General features: G+C 42.7%; 16 protein-coding genes and 1 tRNA gene. 10 read left to right on the plus strand and 7 right to left on the minus strand.

What is annotated here, in order from left to right:
* Positions 1–22: 22 nt before the first annotated feature.
* The 4 genes from AACU28_RS13410 to AACU28_RS13425 all read left to right on the plus strand — a co-directional run bounded on the left by AACU28_RS13410 (position 23) and on the right by AACU28_RS13425 (position 4,510).
* Positions 23–214 (plus strand): hypothetical protein, encoded by a 192-nt coding sequence (locus tag AACU28_RS13410; RefSeq protein ID WP_065204961.1) that lies wholly within the window; start codon positions 23–25, stop codon positions 212–214.
* A gap of 753 nt (positions 215–967) precedes the next feature.
* Positions 968–1,474, plus strand: a complete 507-nt coding sequence (locus AACU28_RS13415) for a general stress protein (RefSeq protein WP_121603062.1) — start codon at positions 968–970, stop codon at positions 1,472–1,474.
* A gap of 108 nt (positions 1,475–1,582) precedes the next feature.
* Entirely contained in the window at positions 1,583–3,472 is a 1,890-nt protein-coding gene (gene dnaK / locus AACU28_RS13420; RefSeq protein WP_102560716.1) for a molecular chaperone DnaK, read from the plus strand.
* 135 nt (positions 3,473–3,607) lie between these two features.
* Positions 3,608–4,510, plus strand: a complete 903-nt coding sequence (locus AACU28_RS13425) for a DnaJ C-terminal domain-containing protein (protein ID WP_121603063.1) — start codon at positions 3,608–3,610, stop codon at positions 4,508–4,510.
* A gap of 534 nt (positions 4,511–5,044) precedes the next feature.
* Here the strand turns inward: AACU28_RS13425 and AACU28_RS13430 are convergent.
* From AACU28_RS13430 to AACU28_RS13440, 3 genes are all read right to left on the minus strand, one after another.
* Positions 5,045–5,135 (minus strand) — tRNA-Ser (locus AACU28_RS13430).
* A 138-nt stretch (positions 5,136–5,273) separates the two neighbouring features.
* Positions 5,274–7,082: a DUF3413 domain-containing protein gene (locus AACU28_RS13435; protein WP_004734064.1), complete on the minus strand. Its 1,809-nt coding sequence runs from the start codon at positions 7,080–7,082 to the stop codon at positions 5,274–5,276.
* 28 nt (positions 7,083–7,110) lie between these two features.
* Complete coding sequence (locus AACU28_RS13440) at positions 7,111–7,338, minus strand: YejL family protein (protein WP_004734063.1); 228 nt, start codon at positions 7,336–7,338, stop codon at positions 7,111–7,113.
* 84 nt (positions 7,339–7,422) lie between these two features.
* Between AACU28_RS13440 and yejK the strand changes: the two genes are divergently transcribed.
* The 3 genes from yejK to AACU28_RS13455 all read left to right on the plus strand — a co-directional run bounded on the left by yejK (position 7,423) and on the right by AACU28_RS13455 (position 11,158).
* Positions 7,423–8,427, plus strand: coding sequence for a nucleoid-associated protein YejK (yejK, locus tag AACU28_RS13445; RefSeq protein ID WP_017079528.1), 1,005 nt, complete (start codon positions 7,423–7,425; stop codon positions 8,425–8,427).
* A gap of 105 nt (positions 8,428–8,532) precedes the next feature.
* On the plus strand, positions 8,533–9,903 hold the full coding sequence (locus AACU28_RS13450) for an Hpt domain-containing protein (protein ID WP_121603064.1): 1,371 nt from the start codon (positions 8,533–8,535) through the stop codon (positions 9,901–9,903).
* 76 nt (positions 9,904–9,979) lie between these two features.
* Positions 9,980–11,158, plus strand: a complete 1,179-nt coding sequence (locus AACU28_RS13455) for a chemotaxis protein (protein ID WP_121603065.1) — start codon at positions 9,980–9,982, stop codon at positions 11,156–11,158.
* Positions 11,159–11,246: 88 nt separating this feature from the next.
* Here the strand turns inward: AACU28_RS13455 and nhaC are convergent, their stop codons facing one another.
* Complete coding sequence (nhaC, locus tag AACU28_RS13460) at positions 11,247–12,683, minus strand: Na+/H+ antiporter NhaC (RefSeq protein ID WP_004734059.1); 1,437 nt, start codon at positions 12,681–12,683, stop codon at positions 11,247–11,249.
* A 500-nt stretch (positions 12,684–13,183) separates the two neighbouring features.
* On the opposite strand from nhaC, the gene asd reads away from it, so the two are divergent.
* Both asd and AACU28_RS13470 read left to right on the plus strand, forming a co-directional pair.
* Positions 13,184–14,302 carry an aspartate-semialdehyde dehydrogenase gene (gene asd, locus AACU28_RS13465; protein ID WP_017079532.1) on the plus strand — a complete coding sequence of 373 codons (1,119 nt, stop codon included), beginning with the start codon at positions 13,184–13,186 and terminating at the stop codon, positions 14,300–14,302.
* Positions 14,303–14,422: 120 nt separating this feature from the next.
* Positions 14,423–14,944, plus strand: a complete 522-nt coding sequence (locus AACU28_RS13470; RefSeq protein WP_102560685.1) for a prepilin-type N-terminal cleavage/methylation domain-containing protein — start codon at positions 14,423–14,425, stop codon at positions 14,942–14,944.
* Between the two features lie 70 nt (positions 14,945–15,014).
* Here the strand turns inward: AACU28_RS13470 and AACU28_RS13475 are convergent, their stop codons facing one another.
* Both AACU28_RS13475 and AACU28_RS13480 read right to left on the minus strand, forming a co-directional pair.
* Entirely contained in the window at positions 15,015–15,860 is an 846-nt protein-coding gene (locus AACU28_RS13475; RefSeq protein ID WP_029224605.1) for an ion transporter, read from the minus strand.
* A gap of 149 nt (positions 15,861–16,009) precedes the next feature.
* On the minus strand, positions 16,010–16,648 hold the full coding sequence (locus AACU28_RS13480; protein WP_004734056.1) for a YchE family NAAT transporter: 639 nt from the start codon (positions 16,646–16,648) through the stop codon (positions 16,010–16,012).
* A gap of 638 nt (positions 16,649–17,286) precedes the next feature.
* Between AACU28_RS13480 and adhE the strand changes: the two genes are divergently transcribed.
* Positions 17,287–19,992 carry a bifunctional acetaldehyde-CoA/alcohol dehydrogenase gene (adhE, locus tag AACU28_RS13485; RefSeq protein WP_017084041.1) on the plus strand — a complete coding sequence of 902 codons (2,706 nt, stop codon included), beginning with the start codon at positions 17,287–17,289 and terminating at the stop codon, positions 19,990–19,992.
* Between the two features lie 190 nt (positions 19,993–20,182).
* On the opposite strand, the gene AACU28_RS13490 is transcribed toward adhE, so the two are convergent.
* Positions 20,183–20,866, minus strand: coding sequence for an SDR family oxidoreductase (locus AACU28_RS13490; protein ID WP_004734052.1), 684 nt, complete (start codon positions 20,864–20,866; stop codon positions 20,183–20,185).
* Positions 20,867–21,145 lie beyond the last annotated feature (279 nt).

Raw genomic sequence — 21,145 nt, forward strand, 5'->3', positions numbered from 1 at the left:
AAGTTGCGAATGTGCAATATTGATGACTTTAAAGTTGCATTTAAAATACATCTTTAATATTATGTCTGCAGTGAATGACTTAAACACAATCAAAGAGAGTATGATTATGAGCTGTTGTGGCGGATGTGGTGGTTCAAACCACGAAGAAAAAGCAAATGAAGCTGAACAAAAGAAACAAGCAGAGCAGCAAGAGACTAAGCAAGAAAACGCTTAATTAAAGTAGCGCTCAAGCCAAATTTAGAAATCCAGAGACTTAGATGAAGCCTCTGGATTTTTTTTATTTGATTACCTGTATTGTTCAAAAGTATGTTTGATTGGGGATAGGTATATTGTGTCTGATGTGACCTTGTATGATGACCCATTTTTCGCCATCGTATAAATTCTCGAAATATATTAGTGCATGAATCAACGCTTAGATGACATTCATTGCTTAACCGCTTCTTACAATAAATTGAACCATACTTTTTACACCAATATCGTCTCGTAACTGACAATGGGCTTTGTTGCTTCCTCACCGAATTAAACAACAAAATCTGCCATCTCCAATATTTAGGCGAATATCGTCACCTAAAAAATCAATCATCATAAATTATCTTAGCTCATTTCTTGATACTCACTCAAACTTGATAACTTTACCTCTCCTGTTATTCAGAACTCATAAAATAATGCTCATGTGACATAAAGTAATTATAAATAATTATTACTAAGCAATTGTTTATTAATGTTTTTATTGAGGTTTTATAGGTATTTTACGGTTGTATTATGATTTCCATTTCCTGCTTACTTAAACTTCTCCTCATCAACACAGAGCGATAGGCTGATTTAGGTAACCTTGCTCGCTTAATTACGTAGAGGTACTGCCTCTTTTGTAGTTCGTGTTTTGTGATGAGAAGAATGATGAACCCTCATGAGGTTTCATTCATTGGTTCTCGATCGTCATTATTAAATAGATTAATTGGAAATAAGCATGAAAAAAAATAAGGTTGTAGCTGTAGTTAATACACACGCAGAAGCGGAAGAAGCGATAACAACTTTAGTCAACAGTGGCTTTGATGTAAATCATATGTCTATTGTTGGCAAAGGGTTAGAAAAAGAAGAACACGCTACTGGCTTTTATAACATGCGTGATCGAGTGAAAACCTGGGGTAAATCTGGCGCATTATGGGGCGGGATATGGGGTGCATTATTGGGATCTGGAATGTTTTGGGTTCCAACGTTTGGTGCACTGCTTGTTGCTGGACCTTTAGTGTCAGCATTTGTAGGAGCTATCGAGGGTGCTGCGATTACGGGTGGCTTTAGTGCTCTAGGTGGTGCATTGGTCAGCGTGGGGATACCGAAAGATAGTGTAGTCAAATATGAAACGGCGGTTAAGATGGACAAGTTTTTGATCGTTTTAGACCTTGATGAAGGAGAGGCTGCGGTAGCTAAAGATACCCTGAGTCATCACTCTGTTGATGTTCACGAAGAGCAATGATTTCATAAGGCATTGTTTTAATTAGATAAGTAGAGTGAAGTTTGATTTTAAGAAATCAAACTTAAAATTTGCACAAGAAATCTTATGCAAATTAATAAGGGTATTATTATGAGTAAAATTATTGGCATCGATTTAGGTACAACTAACTCTTGTGTTTCTGTATTAGATGGAGAGACCCCTCGTATTATCGAAAATGCAGAGGGCGAACGCACAACAGCATCTGTTGTAGGGTATACCGATGGTGAGACATTGGTTGGTCAACCAGCAAAGCGTCAAGCTGTAACCAACCCTGAAAACACATTGTTTGCAATTAAGCGTCTGATTGGACGTCGCTTCAAAGATAAAGAAGTGCAGCGTGATATTGAAATCATGCCTTATAAAATCGTAGAAGCGGAGAATGGTGATGCGTGGGTTGAAGCAAAAGGTCAATCAATGTCTGCATCTCAAGTTTCAGCTGAAATTCTAAAGAAAATGAAGAAATCAGCGGAAGACTTCCTTGGTGAGAAGGTTACTGGCGCGGTTATTACAGTCCCTGCCTATTTTAACGATGCACAGCGTCAAGCAACAAAAGATGCAGGTCGTATCGCTGGTTTAGAAGTTAAGCGTATTATTAACGAGCCAACAGCAGCTGCACTAGCGTACGGTCTTGATAAAAACGAAGGTGACCGCACTGTTGCAGTTTATGACTTGGGCGGTGGTACATTTGATATTTCAATCATTGAGATTGATGAAGCTGATGGTGAAAAAACCTTCGAAGTGCTTGCGACAAATGGTGACACTCATCTAGGTGGTGAAGACTTCGATAACAGAATGATCAATTACTTGGTTAATGAATTCAAAAAACAACAGGGTATTGATCTTAAGAATGATCCTTTAGCCATGCAGCGTGTAAAAGAAGCGGCTGAAAAAGCAAAGATTGAATTGTCTTCAACTCAGCAAACAGATGTGAATCTTCCTTATGTTACTGCGGATGCTTCAGGGCCTAAACATATGAACGTAAAAGTAACGCGTTCTAAGTTGGAATCACTTGTTGATGACCTTGTGCAGCGTTCTTTAGAACCATTGAAAGTTGCTTTGGCAGATGCTGAACTTTCTATAACTGATATTGATGATGTCATTTTGGTGGGCGGTCAAACACGCATGCCGATGGTGCAAAAAAAGGTAACAGAATTTTTCGGTAAAGAGCCACGCAAAGATGTTAACCCTGATGAAGCAGTTGCTATGGGTGCAGCTGTACAAGGTGGCATACTTGTAGGTGATGTTAAAGATGTATTGTTACTCGACGTTACGCCACTATCCCTAGGTATAGAAACCATGGGCGGAGTGATGACCAAACTAGTAGAGAAAAATACAACAATTCCAACAAAAGCGAATCAAATATTCTCTACAGCGGAAGATAACCAAAGCGCTGTGACGATTCATGTCTTACAAGGCGAGCGTAAACAAGCTGGGTTAAATCAATCTTTAGGACAATTTAACCTAGAAGGTATTCAATCTGCACCTCGTGGTTTACCTCAAATTGAAGTGACCTTTGATTTGAATGCTGATGGCATTTTAAATGTGTCTGCAACAGATAAGCTTACGGGCAAAGAGCAAAAAATCACTATTCAAGCCTCTGGTGGTTTGAGTGATGTTGAGATTGAGAAAATGGTTCAAGAAGCAGAAGCAAATAAAGAAGCGGATAAAAAGTTCGAAGATTTAGTTGTTGCTCGAAACCAAGCGGACCAATTAATTCATGCTACTCGCAAGCAATTAGAAGAAGTAGGCTCAAGCCTGGCTGCTGATGATAAACATCAGATAGAAACAGCGATATCAGAACTTGAAAATGCATGTACTTTGGATGACAAAGAAGCTATTGATAGCAAAACGCAAGCCCTTGCTACTGCAGTGAAAACGTTAACAGAACATACTCAACAACAAGCACAATCAAATGCGAATGACGCACAGTCAAACGTAGATGATGATGTAGTTGAAGCTGACTTTGAAGAAATGAAATAACAAGGAGCTCAACTGTGAACTTACTTTAAGAAACAGTTGAGCTCTTCATTTTGGAAGAATACCATTGCAGTATTATTTAGCGCGTTAGAGGTCACTCGAGCGCCCTTTTTTCGTTTATTTAGTGAGAAAAAGAGCATGTCCAAAAGAGATTATTATGAAGTGTTAGGTGTCTCTAAGGCTCCCTCGAAAACAGAAATCAAGAAAGCTTATAAGAAACTCGCCATGAAATATCATCCGGATAAAAATCCAGATGATGCGCGTGCAGAAGAAAGCTTTAAAGAAGTTAAAGAAGCATACGAGATTTTAACCAACGTAGAAAAACGTCAAGAGTACGATAGGTTTGGTCATGCTGCGTTTGACAACAGCGGTTCTGGTCAGCGCCAACAACACTCTGCCCAGGGTGGCTTTGAAGATATGTTTAGTGGTGGGTTCCGACAACAAAATCAAGGTTTTGGCGGTGGTGGCTTCGGTGGTTTTGAAGATATCTTTTCACAAGCAAGAGGCGGTGGTCGCGCTCGTCCTAGAAAAGGGCAAGATCTTGAGTTCAATCTGACCGTTGATTTTGTTGACGCGGTAAAAGGGACTGACAAAATCGTTGACCTGCCAATGAATGGGCAGCAAAAGAAGATTAACGTTAAGATACCTGCTGGGATAAAAGACGGAGAAAAAATCCGCTTTTCTGGAAAAGGTGGACTTAGTGCTAACGGTGGACCCGCGGGTGATTTGTTAATCGTCATAAAAACTCGCCCCCACCCAGTATTAAAAAGAGAAGAAAACAATCTAATTTGTACTAGCCATATTGATATGGTAACTGCGGCACTCGGTGGCGAAGTTGAAGTCAAGGTCTTCGATAATAAATTTAAACTTAAAATGCCCGCAGGCACACAGAGCGGACGCAAATTTAAAGTTTCAGGTAGAGGTGTTACTGACCGTAAAGGTGTTACCGGCGATTTATTAGTCAGCATTCACGTAGATACACCGACCCAATTAACGGATCAGCAAAAAGAACTTTTAGAGCAGTTCAAAGAAACACTTTAATCACCTTAAACGTTTGCCTTTGAAGATACAGAAACTCCCCACTTCAAATCAATGGAGTCAACAATACTCGAACGTGTAAATCGTATTGAAGGTGCACCGACATCAAGGTGTAGCCTACATCTGAGAGTGTTTGTCACAACCCTATAAAATAGGCAGATATCGACTTAGAGTTACAGTTAGAGCACTAGATCGTTAGGTTCGGATAGATTGGATTTAAGCAAAAATCGAGTTTGTTAAAGTAAACAGACACTGGAATGATTCAGCCGTGAACTAGCCAACTCGGTCCTAGATGAAAGTCGTTTAGCTGGATGTCCTGAATTGATGGTATGGATCACAAAGCTCTGAATAAGCTTGCTGGACTTGGTATGCCTGAAACTTGCCTCGTTGATTAAAAAACACAGAACTGGGCAGTTCCGTTTCTAAACTTAATTGTGCAACAACGTTCTAGGGATTGTGAAAGATCAGATCTTAGGCGCGATTGATTATACGCTAGATGCAAAAAAGCCGCTGATTTCTCAGCGGCTTTCTTTAAAGTGGTGGAGGGATAGGGATTTGAACCCTAGAACCGCTATTAACGGTTGCCGGTTTTCAAGACCGGTGCTTTCGACCACTCAGCCATCCCTCCATTGGCGTGAATAATATAAGGGGGAGACTGCCTTGTAAACCCTTAATTATCATAATCTTGTTTGGTTGCTTGTTTTCTAGTCATTAGCGGCAATAAAAAAGGGAAGCCATTAGCTTCCCTTTTCTGTTTGGTGACTATTTAGTCATTTTTTGTGTAGAAACGCTGTAGCTCAGTCAGGCCTTGCATCAATACCGGTAAGCGAGGGCTTACGTTTTTCAGGCGCTTGTAATTCTGATCGTACAATTTGTAGTTACCAAATTTATCTAACACAGTGGTTTGCTGGTCGGTAACAAGGGCAAGTTCACGTGAGTCACCCGCGAGAATCCACTTTCTTTTACGCTCATTAAACAGGCTGCGACCGCTACTGAAATCTGTTGGGTTTGAAGATACGCCCAATAGCTCTTGCATCAACGTTACGGACACGTCTAAATGACTAGAACGGTGAGTGTATTCAGAAGCAGACTTACCAGGCCAGCTGATAAACAGTGGCACTTGTAACTGATAACGACTGTAGTTGGAGTTTGCGCCCCAGCTGTTGGTCTTAGTTTCGTTAAACTCGCTACCGTGATTAGAGGTAATGATAACCACCGTGTTGTCGGTTAGCTCTAAGCGTTCCAGTTCAGCGTAGATTGTTGCTAGCTGAGCATCGGCTGCTTGAGCAGACTTTTGATAGTCTGCAGCAAAACGTTCTGCTGTCGTTAACGTTGAGTCTGACTCTGAACTTGAATCGTAGCTAGAGAAGTTATCCAGCGTGGTCAGCTCAATGAAGTTAAACCAAGGACGTTTAGCTTGTGGTGATTGAATCCAGTTAGACCAAGCTTGTATCGCGCTTTTGTCATCATAAGTTGCTTGCTCTGGCATAACATCACGGCCTCGGAAGATGATTTCCGAGTAAAGTGCATCGTCAAAGTTGTCGCCACTGAAAGCCGCAAACTTATAATTGTGATTATCTAAAACGTCCAACAGTACTGCACTTGAACCTTGAGCTTCGATGCTGCTTGCATAGCTGCTTGGAAGGCCATAGAACAAACCGAAGATACCAAACATGTCGTTACTTGAACTGTAGTGATTGGTGAAGTTGATCGATTGTTGTGAGTATGCGTAGCTGTTTGGCATCGCTGTGGCATTAAGTGCATCAGAGCGAAGGTTGTTTACACTCACCATCAGGATATTAAGATCATCACTGCGGCGGTTGTATTGAATTTTTTCGAGCGGGTAGCTAACTAAGTTTACGTTCTCTTTGTTGGCTTCTAAACGCTGTAGATACTCTTCACGGTCTAACAGACCATGTTTTTCCATAAAGCTTTTCGCTGTCATTGGGTATGACAGTGGGAAGTTCGCTTTCTGGCTAGTAATTGGGTTGTAGAAATACGCATCAGCCCACATGTAGGTCAAGTGGCTGCTGATGAAACACAAGAAGAAGACGGCAGTAATCGGACGACCAATGTGTTTATGAGACAGTTTACGTTGCTTGCGCCAAACCCACTCAGACAGACCTAGCTGTAATAAGAAGATAAGTGGCATAACAATGAAGAGGTGTTGCAAATCAGATGTGAATGCAGACTCCTCTCCACTGAATAAAACCTCCCACACGACAGGTGTCAGGTGGAGGTTTATATTTTGATACGTTTGGGTATCAATCAGTAGGACAGTTAAACCTATGGTTGCAAAGCAAACGGCAACCAAACGTAATAACTTCCTCGACGGAAGAATAAAAGTGAGCGGAAACAGCACTAATAGATAAAGCGCGAATACTAAAAACCCGAAATGACCAACCCAAGATGCAGCCAAATAAAATTGACCCAGTAGGGTTTCTGGCCAAGCAGATTGAGTAATATAACGAGTACCAATCAACATCGCAGCAATGATGTTGAAAAATGCAAACCAGTGACCCCAACCAACAAGTCGAGATACGCGATCGCTATATGAGTTTGCGCTGTCTACCATTTATAATTCTTTTATCCGTCAATCAAATTTAGTGAGACTTTTTATCTTCAAGAGAAGAGATTAAAGCTTCGGCAAATTTTTCAGCAATTCCTTTGCGTTGTGAAGCAGCAACATTCTGATTTAAGACATTGGTTGCGATATTTCCAGCGATCATCAGTGAAAGTTCTGGTGAAGCTTTGTGCTTAGTGAGTACAGCACCTACTTCAGCTAGGATTTTTTCAACTTGATCATCTGTGTATTTAGATATAATCGGCATAAGGACTCTAATAATGATAGTAAAAGCGGCTTATGATAACCTACTATGCACGACAACTGAAACCTGAACGGTAATATTTTCACTATGAGCCTTCACCTTTCCAACGTAATTTTACACCAGCTGAGCAAGAACGATCAGGATGAACTGATTGTTAACTATCGTGCTGAATCTCTAGAGAACGATGCTTCATCTGAAAGCCTAGTTGCTGAACTTCACCGTGTTTTTAATTCAAAAGCAGGCAAAGGGTTTGGTTCTTTCAAATCCGACAGCGAATTCCAGCAGTCGTTGCATGAATTTCGAGCGGGAGAGCAAAGTTTTTATGATTTCTCTCAAAAAAGTGCGCTACGTCTAAAAGATGAGTTATCGAAGTACCCATTTGCTGACGAAGGCACTTTGGTACTCGCTGAATACCAATCACTGGCGACAGACTACCTTTTCATCGGTTTACTGCCTTCGAACCAAAGTTTGAAAGTGACTGAAGGGCTAGACATCAGTGCGACTGATTACCTTGATATCTCAAAGATGGATATTGTGGCGCGCCTTGATCTTTCAACATACGACACAGACAAAGAGTCAAACCGTTACTTAACTTACATTAAAGGACGTGTTGGCCGTAAAGTCGCGGATTTCTTCTTAGATTTCTTACAAGCTGAAGTCGGTTTGGATGCGAAACAGCAAAACCAAGTACTGATGCAAGCGGTAGAAGATTTCGTTTCAGACTCTAAGTTAGAAAAAGAAGAAGCGATCAGCTATAAAAAGCAGGTTGCGGATTACTGTAACGAACAGCTAAAAGCGGGCGATGAAGTTCAAGTTCGTGAACTTTCTGGAGAACTGCCAGCAAGCACAGATGGTACAAGCTTCTTTGACTATACTAGTGAGCAAGGCTACGAGTTAGAAGACAGTTTCCCTGCTGATCGCGCAACTATGCGTAAACTAACAAAATTTGTTGGTGCTGGTGGCGGTTTGAATGTTAGTTTTGATAGTCTGCTTCTAGGCGAACGTATCTTTTACGATCCGGAGACAGACACGCTAACGATTAAAGGCACTCCACCGAACTTACGTGACCAACTGACTCGCAATAAGTCATAGTCCGAAGTTAACGAGTAAAAGCGGCAGCAATATGTTGTCGCTTGTTTTGTGCTTAGTCTTTTAGCAAGTGTCATGGCTTCAAGTTAACACGCACAAGGAATATAGATGGAACAATCAGTAGCAAAGCCCAAACGCTTTAAAAAACCGGCCACTTTCTTGGTTGTGCTCTTGGCTCTGTGGCTACTTCCTTCATTGGCTCTCCTTAATCTAAGCCGTTCCTACACCAATTCTCTTGCTCAAATTGAAGAACTCGGCATTCGCGTCAATGAATTGAGGCAATCGCTTTATTTCTCTGAGCCGCTGCGAGTCTCTCGTATCAATGAGTTAGCACTTGATGCTCAGTTGGTTTATTCGATCCGACTGCAGATTGAATCTGATTTTCAACACGCCTTGTTTCGCCCTGATGTGAATCAACTGCTTTACGTAGCCGATCAGTTCCTAGAAAAGTTTGATGAGTTCATCCCGATAGAAAGTCAGGTTCAAGACATCGTTGACAATATTAAGATACTGCGCGCTGATAAAGAGCTTTCCCCTAAACTAAAACCGCTACTCAATGAATTCGGCGTTGTTGTCTTTGAAGCGATGTATTCTGACAATCAAAGCTCGTCAGCGACTTATCGTGCGTTTGATTCCATTCTAGAAAAATCATATTCATTAAAAACTGAAGAGCAAGACGCACTGCAACAGTTATTGGCTGATGCCTCAGCGTTGTTGAGTGATTACGCTCAGCTCAATTATTTAGTCGATAAAATCAAGAAAAACTCGGTGAACGAACAGATCATTAAACTTGAAGCTGAGTTCCATGACCGTCAGTTTAACCTATTGCTAGTGATGCTAGGTTTAAGCTTGGTAACGATGATCACATTAGTGTTGTGGGGCGTTAGATCGAGAAAATTGATTCAACAAGCAGACACAGAACTGAGTCCTGAACCAGTAACCGCTTCAAGTAAGGAAAATGCTCTCTCTGCGGTGAAGCAACCAAGTGATGACTCTTCCGTATTGGAGATTACGCCACCAAGTAAACATCCCGACCTTCAACCTCAAGAGGGCGTTAACGTAACAAGCCAGAAAATTGTTCAGCAGAACACTGAGGAAGCTCCAGTGGCAGAGAAACACATCGCAAGTGTCACTGATTCAAAGCCTGCGATTGATATTGAAGACATGCTAGAAACGCTTGATGGTGATGCTGAGTCTGTCGAATTGCTACTTGGTGTTTTTGTACAAGATCACGCTGATGATTACACGAAGTTCAAATCTCTTCTCACTAAAGATGAAACCTCTGCTGCTCGTATTGTACATAGCTTAAAAGGTGTCGCTGGCAGTATCAAAGCGTCTCGATTAGCGATCATTGCAGCAACCATTGAAATGACAATGAAACAGTCGAGAGCGATCAGTGAACACGATTTAGAAGAACTAGAGGCGGCAATAAAAGCCTCTATAGATGCTGCGTTTGAATATTTAGATAAGCAGCGTTAACTTTTGTAGGAATTTTGACAATACTCTGACGAAGTGCTCATACAATCCGCGCCCTTAGTCTTTGTCAGAGGTTTACATGTCACGATTTTCGAGTCGACGTTGGATGGTGTTGGTGCTTAGTATTGTGCTAAGTGGTTGTTCTCTATTAGAAGTTAAGTTAGATACTCAGACGACGCCTCTCACTCAACAAGAGCTGAATGCTCGAATCATGACGCGTGAATACGCCAAGATGTTTTTTATGCGAGTAGAAGACTCAGCCGATCTCATTGCTCAATCTTATCCTGCTGATGACACCTTACATCAATCTTACGTCTTGCTTTGGAAGATCCATGCGGAGCAGGGCTTACAGCAAGCGGCTTATCAAGCTTCACCGATGTCTGCCTTAATCGACTCGTGGGTGTTCACTGCCCAAATGAATCAGTTTTATCGCCAAGGCGATGGCGCGTATCTGTTCGCGACGGATGATGCGGTAGAGACTGCTCGTTTTCTTGATCAAGAAGCAGAAAAACTGGCAAAGGGTGTATTGAGCTCCAGTGATTTCAAGAACAGCAAAGTGTTCGTTGCGCAGTTTGCTGCTAGCCACCCATTTAAAGACCTCACATTCAGAAGCACACCTGCTTACCGTGAATGGCTGAGCTACCTAGGTAAAGACGAGTCGCAAATTGTCCAGAGCTTAGGCACTATGCCAGAAGCAATGAGTGACGCATCCGATCGTTTAAGTTTGATGGCTGACCAGGCGCCTAAACTAATGTCTTGGAAAGCGGAGCTGGTTGCGTTAAACAGCTCGCTAACGGGTGAAGACCTATCTATGACATTAGAAAGTCTTCGTCAAACGTCAGCAAGCATGCAAGACTTCATCGAGAACAACCCTGAGTACATGCAAACACTGGCTTCTATTATGTCGACAGAAATGCAGCCTCTACTCAACGATCTTAGCGACAAGACAGACCAGAAATTAGCGATGCTCACTGAAGAGCGTGTGGCGTTAGAAAAAATGGTGACACGCGAAAGAGAAGCTCTGGTAGAGATGATTGCGAAAGAGCGCATTGAGATTGCAGGTATCGTGACTTCAGAAAGGGAGTTGTTTACGCAAGACCTTGACCGCGTATCTCAAGAGGTGGTGGTACTGGCGATTGATAAGCTGATGGAGTTAATCAAAAGTGTGATTATCTACTTCATTCTGTTTATCTTAGTGGTGTTCTTTGCACCGTTAGGCATCGGTTACTGGTTGGGTAAGCGAACCGCCAACAAATAAGTAAATTACTAATTCAGTAACTATGTAGATCAAAAAAGAGCGCTCTAGGGCGCTCTTTTTGTATTTAAATGATTAACGTTTTAATGACTTACGCTTGCTGCTTGCTTAACTCTGTCGCTTCTTCAGCTTCAAACGCAGGCGCTGTTGGTTCACACTTATCAACGAACCAACCCATGTAAGAGGTCACGATAGTCACGATGATACAGATGAAGCTTAGCCACATGAACGGTGCGTAAGATAGCGTTGCAACGCCTAGAATACTCGCCATGTAGATACCGTTATCACTCCAAGGAACCATGCCTGAGGTTAACGTGCCACCAAACTCAGCATTACGAGATAGGTTCTTACGTTTGTAGCCCAAACGGTCGTAGTTCTTCGCACAGATTTTTGGCGTAAGGATTAACGATACGTACATCGCAGAACCGAACACGTTACCCATGAAAGCCGTACCAATTGTGCTCGTTGCTAGTGAACCTGCGCTGTTTACGCGGCGCTCAAACACTTTAGCAATTGTCTCTAGTACGCCCACTTTATCCAGTAAGCCACCAAAACCTAGACCAAATACGATAACCGCAACCGAACCAAGCATTGAAGACATGCCGCCACGGTTAAGAATTGAATCAATGAATTCTACGCCAGATGAGATAGAGAACGGTGCCCAAGCAGTGTTGAATGCCGTTAGGAAATCGATCTCTTGGATCATGACTGCCCAGATAATACCTAGCAGAGAACCAAAGCTGATTACTGGGAATGAAGGCATACGGAAAGCCAACAGGCCAAGCACGATCAGTACTGGAACGAATGAGTAAGGCGTGATGTAGAACTGAACTTCCATTGCTTTGATGACAGAATCTACTTGGCTCATGTCAACATTACCTGCGTAGTGGAAACCAAACGCAGTAAACATGATGCCAGTAATAATGTAGCTGATTAGCGCAACAGGCAGCATACCCTTGATGTGTTCAACCACTTCGACACCAGACATTGAAGAAGCCAGAATCACTGAATCAGAAAGTGGAGACATCTTGTCACCGAAGTAACAACCTGATAGCACCGCACCCGCTGTAATTGGTGCTGGAACACCTAAGCCTTGGCCAATACCCATCATCGCGATGCCTGCAGTACCCGCAGCACCCCAAGACGTACCGGTCGCCAATGCGGTTAGAGAACAGATGATCATGGTCGCTAAAAGGAAGATAGAAGGATGGATAGCTTTCAGACCATAGTAAATGATAGTAGGTACGATCCCGCCTGAGATCCAAGTACCAACAAGAGCGCCAACGGCTAAAAGTATTAAAACTGCGCCTAAGCCATTGGATATTCCTTTGAGTGCTGCTTTTTCTAAGTCTTTGTATTCGTGGCCAAGACGAATACCAAGAACCATGATAATGAACCAACCAATATACAAGGCAAGTTGAATTGGAAGGTCAAGCTTTGCTGTAAAGGAAAAAGCAAGGGATAGAAATAGTCCTAACGCGATGAATACCTGTAATAGGTTCGGTAGGCGAGTTTTACTCTGCTTCATAAAAGCCTCTTGTTAATTCGAGCATTTATAGTGCTTCGTTATAGTGTGTGGTGCAAAACGGACACTACAGTAATTAGTTTATTATATCGAAAAAATACGCCCAAGTTGTGATATTTGACTGCTAACTCAATCAATTGTGGTTTCATAATCTGAAATTTTGTTAAATTCATGATTGTTACATGTTGAAGTTTGTCGCACGTTGTTTTCGTTTTGTAAAATATAATTCTGATTAACCTTGGTTTAAAAGAGGGATTTACTGTTTGTGATGGGTGTCGATTCAAGCGGTTTTGGCGATGTAAATGTTTGAATCTGACGATAATGGGTGCTTTAACAATGGTGTAGACATTGAATGTCGATACAGAGATAACTGCACGATTCATTACGTTCACTTAAAAGAAACGAAAAAGTTACACTTTTTGACAAAAAGCGCTTGAGTTCTGTTTCTGAAAAACTTATAGATGGGGGAGAGCAATTTTTAATTTATACATGGAGAGTGAGCGATGAGAGTAGGTCTAGTTGGTTGGCGCGGTATGGTTGGTTCTGTACTAATGCAACGTATGGTTGAAGAGAAAGACTTCGACTTGATTGAGCCTGTTTATTACAGCACATCTCAGATTGGTATTCCTGCCCCTGTTCTAGGTGGTAAAGATGCGGGTCTACTTCAAGACGCCTTTGATATTGATAGCCTAAAACAGCTTGATGCTGTGATTACCTGTCAAGGTGGCGATTACACATCAAAAGTATACCCAGCATTGCGTCAAGCAGGTTGGAAAGGTTACTGGATTGATGCGGCTTCTACCTTACGTATGGACGCTGATTCAATCATCACTCTTGATCCTGTTAACTTGGCTCAAATTCAGCAAGGCATTCACGGCGGTACTAACACTTTCGTTGGTGGTAACTGTACTGTGAGCTTAATGCTTATGGCTTTGGGTGGCCTTTACGAGAAAGGCATGGTCGAGTGGATGAGTGCCATGACTTACCAAGCGGCTTCTGGTGCAGGTGCTAAGAACATGCGTGAACTGATCTCACAAATGGGTGTGATCAACGATAGCGTAAGTTCAGAGCTAGCAAACCCTTCAAGTTCCATCCTTGATATTGATAAAAAAGTCGCTGATACCATTCGTTCATCTTCATTCCCAACAGACCAATTTGGTGCTCCGCTTGCGGGCTCACTAATCCCTTGGATCGATGTGAAGCGTGAAAATGGTCAAAGCAAAGAAGAATGGAAAGCAGGTGTTGAAGCGAACAAGATTCTTGGCCTAGATGGTCAGCCAATCCCGATTGATGGTACTTGTGTACGAATCGGTGCAATGCGTTGTCATGCTCAAGCACTAACAATCAAGCTTAAGCAAGACGTGCCAATGGACGAGATCGAAGAGATCATCGCGACGCACAATGATTGGGTTAAAGTGGTTCCTAATGACCGTGACATCACGGCACAGGAGCTAACGCCAGCGAAAGTAACAGGCACTATGTCTGTACCAGTTGGTCGTCTGCGTAAGATGTCGATGGGTAACGACTTCCTGAACGCGTTCACTGTCGGTGACCAATTACTTTGGGGTGCTGCAGAACCACTACGTCGTACTTTGCGCATTATCCTTGCTGAGAAAGCGTAACTGCCTCATTTTTGAGAATAATTAACGAAGAAGCGCCTTAGGGCGCTTTTTTTGTTTCTGATGACAGAAGCCTGACTTTAAAACCTTACCTTTCGTGCGTCTTAAAGTTGGAGCTAGAAAATGAAAGCAAACCTTAAAGGTTTTACTCTTATCGAGTTGATTGTTGTTATCGTCATTATTGGTGTTTTAGCGGTTGTTGCAGCACCTAGGTTTTTAAACATACAACATGATGCAAGGGCTTCGGTTATTGAAGGATTGGGAGCATCTGTCCATACTGCGGCTGATTTGGCGTTTGAAAAAGCCGCCGTGGAAGGTATGGAAGACCAAGAATCATATTTGATTCCTGAGTATGGGCGAGTGAAGTTTGGTTACCCCGCGGTTGAAAAGGGGGGAATGGAAAACTTTTTAGCGATTGATTCAGGGTTTCATGACCTGACTACTGAGTGGACATGGGCAGCGCATAATAATGGCTCAGTGCAAACCCCTGACATTTGGGTTATCACTCGATCTGAGTATCTAAAGGATATGGTGGGTGATGATTTCAATACCGCTATCAAGAATACGCAATGCTACGTGGAATACACGGCTGCGATGGAAGCGAACGATGACTATAAAGTAGAGGTCTTCACAGACGGCTGTTAATGATGCTGTTAATGAATAGTTAGGTTAGTTAATAAAGTAAAAGAGCTCTTTAGGGGCTCTTTTTTTGTTTTTATTCTGTTTCGTCGGTGACGACACGCTTGTCTGGGTCTGCCAATTCACTCGCACAGTGTTTGCAATACATGGCATCCGAATCATGGCCTGCTCGGTTGCAGTTCGGGCATTTAACCAACTCTTTGTGTGAGTTCATTTCATTACTGAGTTCTGCGGTAATGATACCCGTTGGGACGGCTAGGATAGAGTAACCCAATAGCATGGTAAGTGAAGCGATCGCTTTACCTAACGCAGTTTGGGGGATCATGTCACCGTAGCCAACCGTGGTGATGGTTACGATTGCCCAATAAATACTGTGGGGAATACTGGTGAAGCCATTTTCTGGTCCTTCAATAACAAAGATCAGAGCGCCGAAGATAACGACCAAGATACCCACTGTACTGAAAAAGATCAGTATCTTTCGTCGTGCCATCAACAGTGAGCGCAACAAGATATTGGAATCTTGCAGGTAGCGAACCAGTTTTAGGATTCGGAAGATACGCATCACACGCAGCAGTCTCACTACACCCATAAATGAAGCGCCTGGGAAGATGATCGCTAGGTAGGTTGGAAGAATCGCCAATAGGTCAACGACACCGTAAAAGCTGGTGGCGTAGGATTTAGGTTTTGGAGAGCAATAAAGTCTCAACAAATACTCGAGAGTAAAGAGGGCTGTAAAGGTGTATTCGATATAACGCAGCTGCTGTGACCATTCGGTCATCACATTAGGTATGGACTCTAAGATCAGAACCAACAGCGAAGCCAAGATTGCAACGATCAGAGAGATATCAAATGCACGTCCGGCTGGCGTGTGAGTACCAAAGATAATGACGTACAAATGATGCTTGAGTGGCTTGCGTGACATAAGGAAAGATTCATCTTCTGTTAAATGCATTAACAATCATTATACAAGCTTCATAATAACGAGGCGAGTGAAAGCCCAATTGCTTTACTCGCCTCATCTATATTTCAATATTGTTGCCCTTTATAGAGCAACCGAAATGCCGTTAAACGTTATGCCAAACCTGGGAACAGATTACGTAGGCCATTGGCGATGAACTCGATGCCCAATGCGCCAAGAATCAAGCCCATGATACGAGTGATCACGTTGATACCCGTTTGACCTAAAAAGCGAACGATAACTGGCGCTGAACGGAACAGAAGCCAAGAGCATGTTGCAAACGCGATGATACTAATGCCGATGCCTACGGTATCAATGGCTGCTGGATAGCGAGACCCATAAACAATGGTCGAGCTGATTGCACCCGGACCCGCCATTAGCGGCATAGCCAGTGGAACAACTCCGATTTGCTCTTTGCTTATGTATTCAGATTTCTCTTGTTTGTTCTGTTTATCTTCACCGAGCTTACCGCTCATCATCGAAAATGCGATGCTCAGCAATAGCAAACCACCTGCAACACGAAATGAATCTAGCGAGATGCTAAACATATCAAGCAGCATTTGCCCCGCAACAAGCGACACAATCAGGATAACGGCAACAGCAATGTTTGCTTGTAAGGCTGTCCTGTTCCTCTCTTCTGGCGGCATATGAGCAGTAAGAGAAACAAAAACAGGCATGATGCCGATAGGGTTTACGGCAGCAACAAGCCCAAGGAAGAATTGCATAAAAATTGCGAGTTCTAAGCCTTGCATGAGAGCGGTCTCCAGTTAGCGTACTTAAAGTAGAAGTGTTGATCTGTGAATAGTCAGAGCGCGTAATGTAAGGGACAAACTGAATTTGCACGAATGAAAAAAACTAACCTGAAATAGGGGATTTTTTTTAGAAAAACTAATTGAATCTCACTTTTGTATTCGCCTTGTTGAAAGCTAGTTGTTAGTGTTTCATTTTGTAACTTGTTATTGAGTAACTGTTAACCATCGCACGAATTTAATAAAAATTATGTCAGAATCTAGCCGCTGCAACGGTATGGATATACTCTCAGTAGCACGAATATAGCTGTATACATGTAATTTAACGGACTAAAAATGAAACTTTTTTACAGTTTATGACGCTATGTAGAAAAAAGTTGTCTGTTTGCTTGTTTTTTGCGCTAACGAAAAGTGTGATTTTAATCTATGTAAATCATGCTCTTAAGTTGATTTTTGCGATTGCCTTACTACTTTCTGGTTAATTCTTTTTGGGTAACTGATCTGGGTCAATTTTTTTCACACAGTGAAATAATATACTCAGTCCTGAAAGCAATTTACTAAGAACGCTGATGTTTAAGGTTAAAAGCAAGCAGCGAATTTAATAAAAAGTTTTTAATATTTATTATTTTAGGAGATCCACCATGCCTGTAACTAACTTAGCGGAACTTGATGCTCTAGTAGCTCGCGTTAAAGCAGCACAAGAAGAATTTGCAACATTCTCTCAAGAGAAAGTAGACGCAATCTTCCGTGCAGCTTCTCTTGCTGCTAACCACGCTCGTATCCCACTTGCACAACAAGCAGTTGCTGAATCTGGAATGGGTATTGTTGAAGATAAGGTTATCAAAAACCACTTTGCATCTGAATTTATCTACAACAAATACAAAGACGAAAAAACATGTGGCATCTTAGAAGAAGATGACAGCCTAGGCACAATGACTATCGCTGAGCCTGTAGGTATCATCTGTGGTATCGTTCCAACAACGAACCCAACTTCTACAGCAATCTTCAAATCTCTAATCTCTCTTAAGACACGTAACGGCATCATCTTCTCGCCACACCCACGTGCAAAGAACTCTACTAACGACGCTGCTAAACTTGTTTTAGATGCGGCTGTTAAAGCGGGCGCACCAAAAGACATCATCGGTTGGATCGACCAACCATCTGTAGAGCTTTCTAACGCGCTTATGAAGCACGACGGTATCGCGCTTATCCTAGCTACTGGTGGTCCAGGCATGGTTAAAGCAGCATACTCTTCTGGTAAGCCTGCTATCGGTGTTGGTGCTGGTAACGTTCCTGTAGTTATCGATGAAACAGCTGACATCAAACGTGCTGTAGCATCTATTCTTATGTCTAAAACATTCGATAACGGCGTAGTATGTGCTTCTGAGCAAGCTGCAATCGTAGTTAGCGAAGTATATGACGAAGTTAAAGAGCGTTTTGCTTCTCACAAAGCTCACGTTCTATCTAAAACTGACGCAGACAAAGTACGTAAAGTTCTTCTTATCGACGGCAACCTAAACGCTAAAATCGTAGGTCAACCTGCTCCAGCAATCGCTGAAATGGCGGGTGTTAAAGTTCCTGCTGATACTAAAGTTCTTGTAGGTGAAGGTCTTGGTAAAGTTTCTTACGATGACGAATTCGCTCACGAGAAACTGTCTCCAACTCTAGGTCTATTCCGCGCAGACGATTTCGAAGATGCTGTTGCTCAAGCGGTAACGATGGTTGAAATCGGTGGTATCGGTCACACGTCTGGTCTTTACACTAACCAAGACGTAAACGCAGATCGTATTCGTTACTTCGGTGACAAGATGAAGACGGCTCGTATCCTAATCAACATCCCTACTACTCACGGTGGTATCGGTGACCTGTACAACTTCAACGTTGCACCTTCTCTAACTCTTGGTTGTGGTTCATGGGGTGGTAACTCTATCTCTGAGAACGTAGGTCCTAAGCACCTTATCAACAAGAAAACTGTAGCGAAGCGAGCTGAAAATATGTTGTGGCACAAACTACCTAAGTCTATCTACTTCCGTCGTGGCAGCCTTCCAATCGCAATGAGCGACCTAGAAGGTAAGAAACGCGCATTCCTAGTAACTGACCGTTTCTTGTTCAACAACGGTTACGCAGATGACGTAGTACAAATCCTGAAATCTCAAGGTATTGAAGTTCAAGTATTCTTCGATGTAGAAGCGGATCCAACATTGTCTGTTGTTGAGAAAGGCGCTGAAGCAATGAAGAGCTTCCAGCCTGACGTAATCCTTGCTCTAGGTGGCGGTTCTCCAATGGATGCTGCTAAGATCATGTGGGTTATGTACGAGCACCCAGAAACTCACTTCGAAGAACTTGCAATGCGCTTTATGGATATCCGTAAACGTATCTACAAGTTCCCTAAAATGGGTAAAAAAGCTGAGCTTGTATGTATCACTACAACTTCAGGTACGGGTTCAGAAGTTACGCCTTTCGCCGTTGTTACTGACGACAAGACTGGTGCTAAATACCCACTAGCGGATTACGAAATCACGCCAAACATGGCTGTTGTTGATGCTAACCTAGTAATGAACATGCCTAAGTCTCTAACAGCGTTCGGTGGTTACGATGCCGTAACTCACGCTCTTGAAGCTTACGTATCAGTTCTTGCGAACGAATACTCTGATGGTCAAGCTCTACAAGCTCTTAAGATGCTTAAAGAATACCTACCATCAAGCTACAAAAACGGTTCAGCAGACCCAATCGCTCGTGAGAAAGTACACAACGCTGCAACGATTGCTGGTATTGCCTTTGCGAACGCATTCCTAGGTGTGTGTCACTCAATGGCTCACAAAATTGGTGCTGAGTTCCACCTACCACACGGTCTTGCTAACGCACTACTTATCTCAAACGTTGTACGTTACAACGCGAACGATAACCCAACGAAGCAAACTGCATTCTCTCAGTACGACCGCCCACAAGCACGTCGTCGTTACGCTGAAGTTGCTGACCACCTAGGCCTAAGCCAAGCTGGTGACCGTACTGCTCAGAAGATTGAACGTCTACTAACTTGGTTAGAAGAGCTTAAGAACGACCTAGACATCCCACTATCAATCCAAGCTGCGGGTGTTAACGAGTCTGACTTCATTGCTAAACTAGACGAGCTAGCTGTTGAAGCGTTCGATGACCAGTGTACCGGTGCTAACCCACGTTACCCACTAATCACTGAGCTAAAAGAAGTACTAACAACGTCTTACTTCGGTACTCCTTACGTTGAAGGTGAAACTTTCGAAGGCACTACAGTGATTCTTAAGAAAGCTGACCAAAAGCCAGCTGACGCGAAAGCGCCAAAAGCTAAAAAAGAAAAAGCTAACGCGTAATAAGTAAGCATTAGTTTTGAGATAAGTTTTCGCTAGCACGAACCTTATCTATCGGGAAAAGATCAAAGCCCTAGTCGAGAGACTGGGGCTTTTTTTATGTTTGTTGCCTGATCTACGCGGCTTGAAAGGCTAGAGTAATGTCACTCGATTAGAAATGAATGGCTCAAATGTGCTTGGCATCGGGGAAGAACTAAACCTCAGCAGCGACCACTCGCCCACTAAAGTAATCATTAGAGACGATGTATTCCGTTGTTCTGGTCAGTTCATCTTGCAGCTGAGCCCAGTGGCATCGGTTGAGCTTGCCATCGGAGTTATGGATTGCCGGGACAACACCGCCGACTCGAATACCAAATGGAGTCAGTTCTTTGGCCCAGCTATGGGTAAAGCCAGTAATCATTGAGTTCGCACTTTCTAAGCCGGACACGTCATGGAAGTCATCGTGAGAGATCACATTCACAATAACGCCTTCTTTATCCTCCTCTCGCAATCTCTCGGCACTGATTTGCCCAAATGCGAAAAGAGTCGTAGCCATAGAAGAAAGATCATTGATAAAGCTACTGACAGGTTGATCGCCAATTAGGCTTGGCATCGGGGAGCTTATCCAATTATTGACCAGTACATCGGGCGTAGTGTTGAAGGTGGTTTGAATAAAATCAAACACGCTGAGAATTGCTTGGTTGTCATTACTTTTGAGCGTGTAGTGGTAAACCGAGTCAGAAAAACGAGCACATTGTAAATAGGTCGCTTGAAGTGCTTCCGTGTCTTTATCACAAAGGATGACTGTGGCTCCCAGGTTAACAAAGTGGTTCGCAATCGTCCCTCCGAGTTGCGAGCCTGCAGATGTCACCAATATGATTGAGCTTTTTATTTCCATCCCAGCACCTAAATAAATCGTCCATGTCGGATAAGGATGGGTTAAATTTCATACAATGGGTGTGAAGAGGTTCAAACTAAGGCGTGCCAATTGATAAGTTTTTATGAACTTAGTGGCAGCTCACATTTCGCAGTAACTTCAAGTAGTAATCGACAACTCGTATTTCATGTTCACCCAAGGCTGGTGGTTCATATCACGCATGTGAATGATTTGAAATGCGGCGAACTAATCAAGAATAACAGTGGATAGAGAGCGAAAAAGAGGAAAAGTAGGTGACCG

Source organism: Vibrio sp. SBT000027 (genome assembly GCF_963894355.1).
Taxonomy (GTDB): Bacteria; Pseudomonadota; Gammaproteobacteria; order Enterobacterales; family Vibrionaceae; genus Vibrio; species Vibrio splendidus.

Bases quoted from the DNA above. Each gene is read 5' to 3' on its own strand.
- AACU28_RS13470 (WP_102560685.1), top strand. From the start codon at position 14,423: ATGAAAGCAAACCTTAAAGGTTTTACTCTTATCGAGTTGATTGTTGTT.
- AACU28_RS13480 (WP_004734056.1), bottom strand. From the start codon at position 16,648: ATGCAAGGCTTAGAACTCGCAATTTTTATGCAATTCTTCCTTGGGCTT.
- yejK (WP_017079528.1), top strand. From the start codon at position 7,423: ATGAGCCTTCACCTTTCCAACGTAATTTTACACCAGCTGAGCAAGAAC.
- AACU28_RS13425 (WP_121603063.1), top strand. From the start codon at position 3,608: ATGTCCAAAAGAGATTATTATGAAGTGTTAGGTGTCTCTAAGGCTCCC.
- AACU28_RS13475 (WP_029224605.1), bottom strand. From the start codon at position 15,860: ATGTCACGCAAGCCACTCAAGCATCATTTGTACGTCATTATCTTTGGT.
- AACU28_RS13435 (WP_004734064.1), bottom strand. From the start codon at position 7,082: ATGGTAGACAGCGCAAACTCATATAGCGATCGCGTATCTCGACTTGTT.
- adhE (WP_017084041.1), top strand. From the start codon at position 17,287: ATGCCTGTAACTAACTTAGCGGAACTTGATGCTCTAGTAGCTCGCGTT.
- dnaK (WP_102560716.1), top strand. From the start codon at position 1,583: ATGAGTAAAATTATTGGCATCGATTTAGGTACAACTAACTCTTGTGTT.
- nhaC (WP_004734059.1), bottom strand. From the start codon at position 12,683: ATGAAGCAGAGTAAAACTCGCCTACCGAACCTATTACAGGTATTCATC.
- AACU28_RS13440 (WP_004734063.1), bottom strand. From the start codon at position 7,338: ATGCCGATTATATCTAAATACACAGATGATCAAGTTGAAAAAATCCTA.
- AACU28_RS13455 (WP_121603065.1), top strand. From the start codon at position 9,980: ATGTCACGATTTTCGAGTCGACGTTGGATGGTGTTGGTGCTTAGTATT.
- AACU28_RS13450 (WP_121603064.1), top strand. From the start codon at position 8,533: ATGGAACAATCAGTAGCAAAGCCCAAACGCTTTAAAAAACCGGCCACT.
- AACU28_RS13410 (WP_065204961.1), top strand. From the start codon at position 23: ATGACTTTAAAGTTGCATTTAAAATACATCTTTAATATTATGTCTGCA.
- AACU28_RS13415 (WP_121603062.1), top strand. From the start codon at position 968: ATGAAAAAAAATAAGGTTGTAGCTGTAGTTAATACACACGCAGAAGCG.
- asd (WP_017079532.1), top strand. From the start codon at position 13,184: ATGAGAGTAGGTCTAGTTGGTTGGCGCGGTATGGTTGGTTCTGTACTA.
- AACU28_RS13490 (WP_004734052.1), bottom strand. From the start codon at position 20,866: ATGGAAATAAAAAGCTCAATCATATTGGTGACATCTGCAGGCTCGCAA.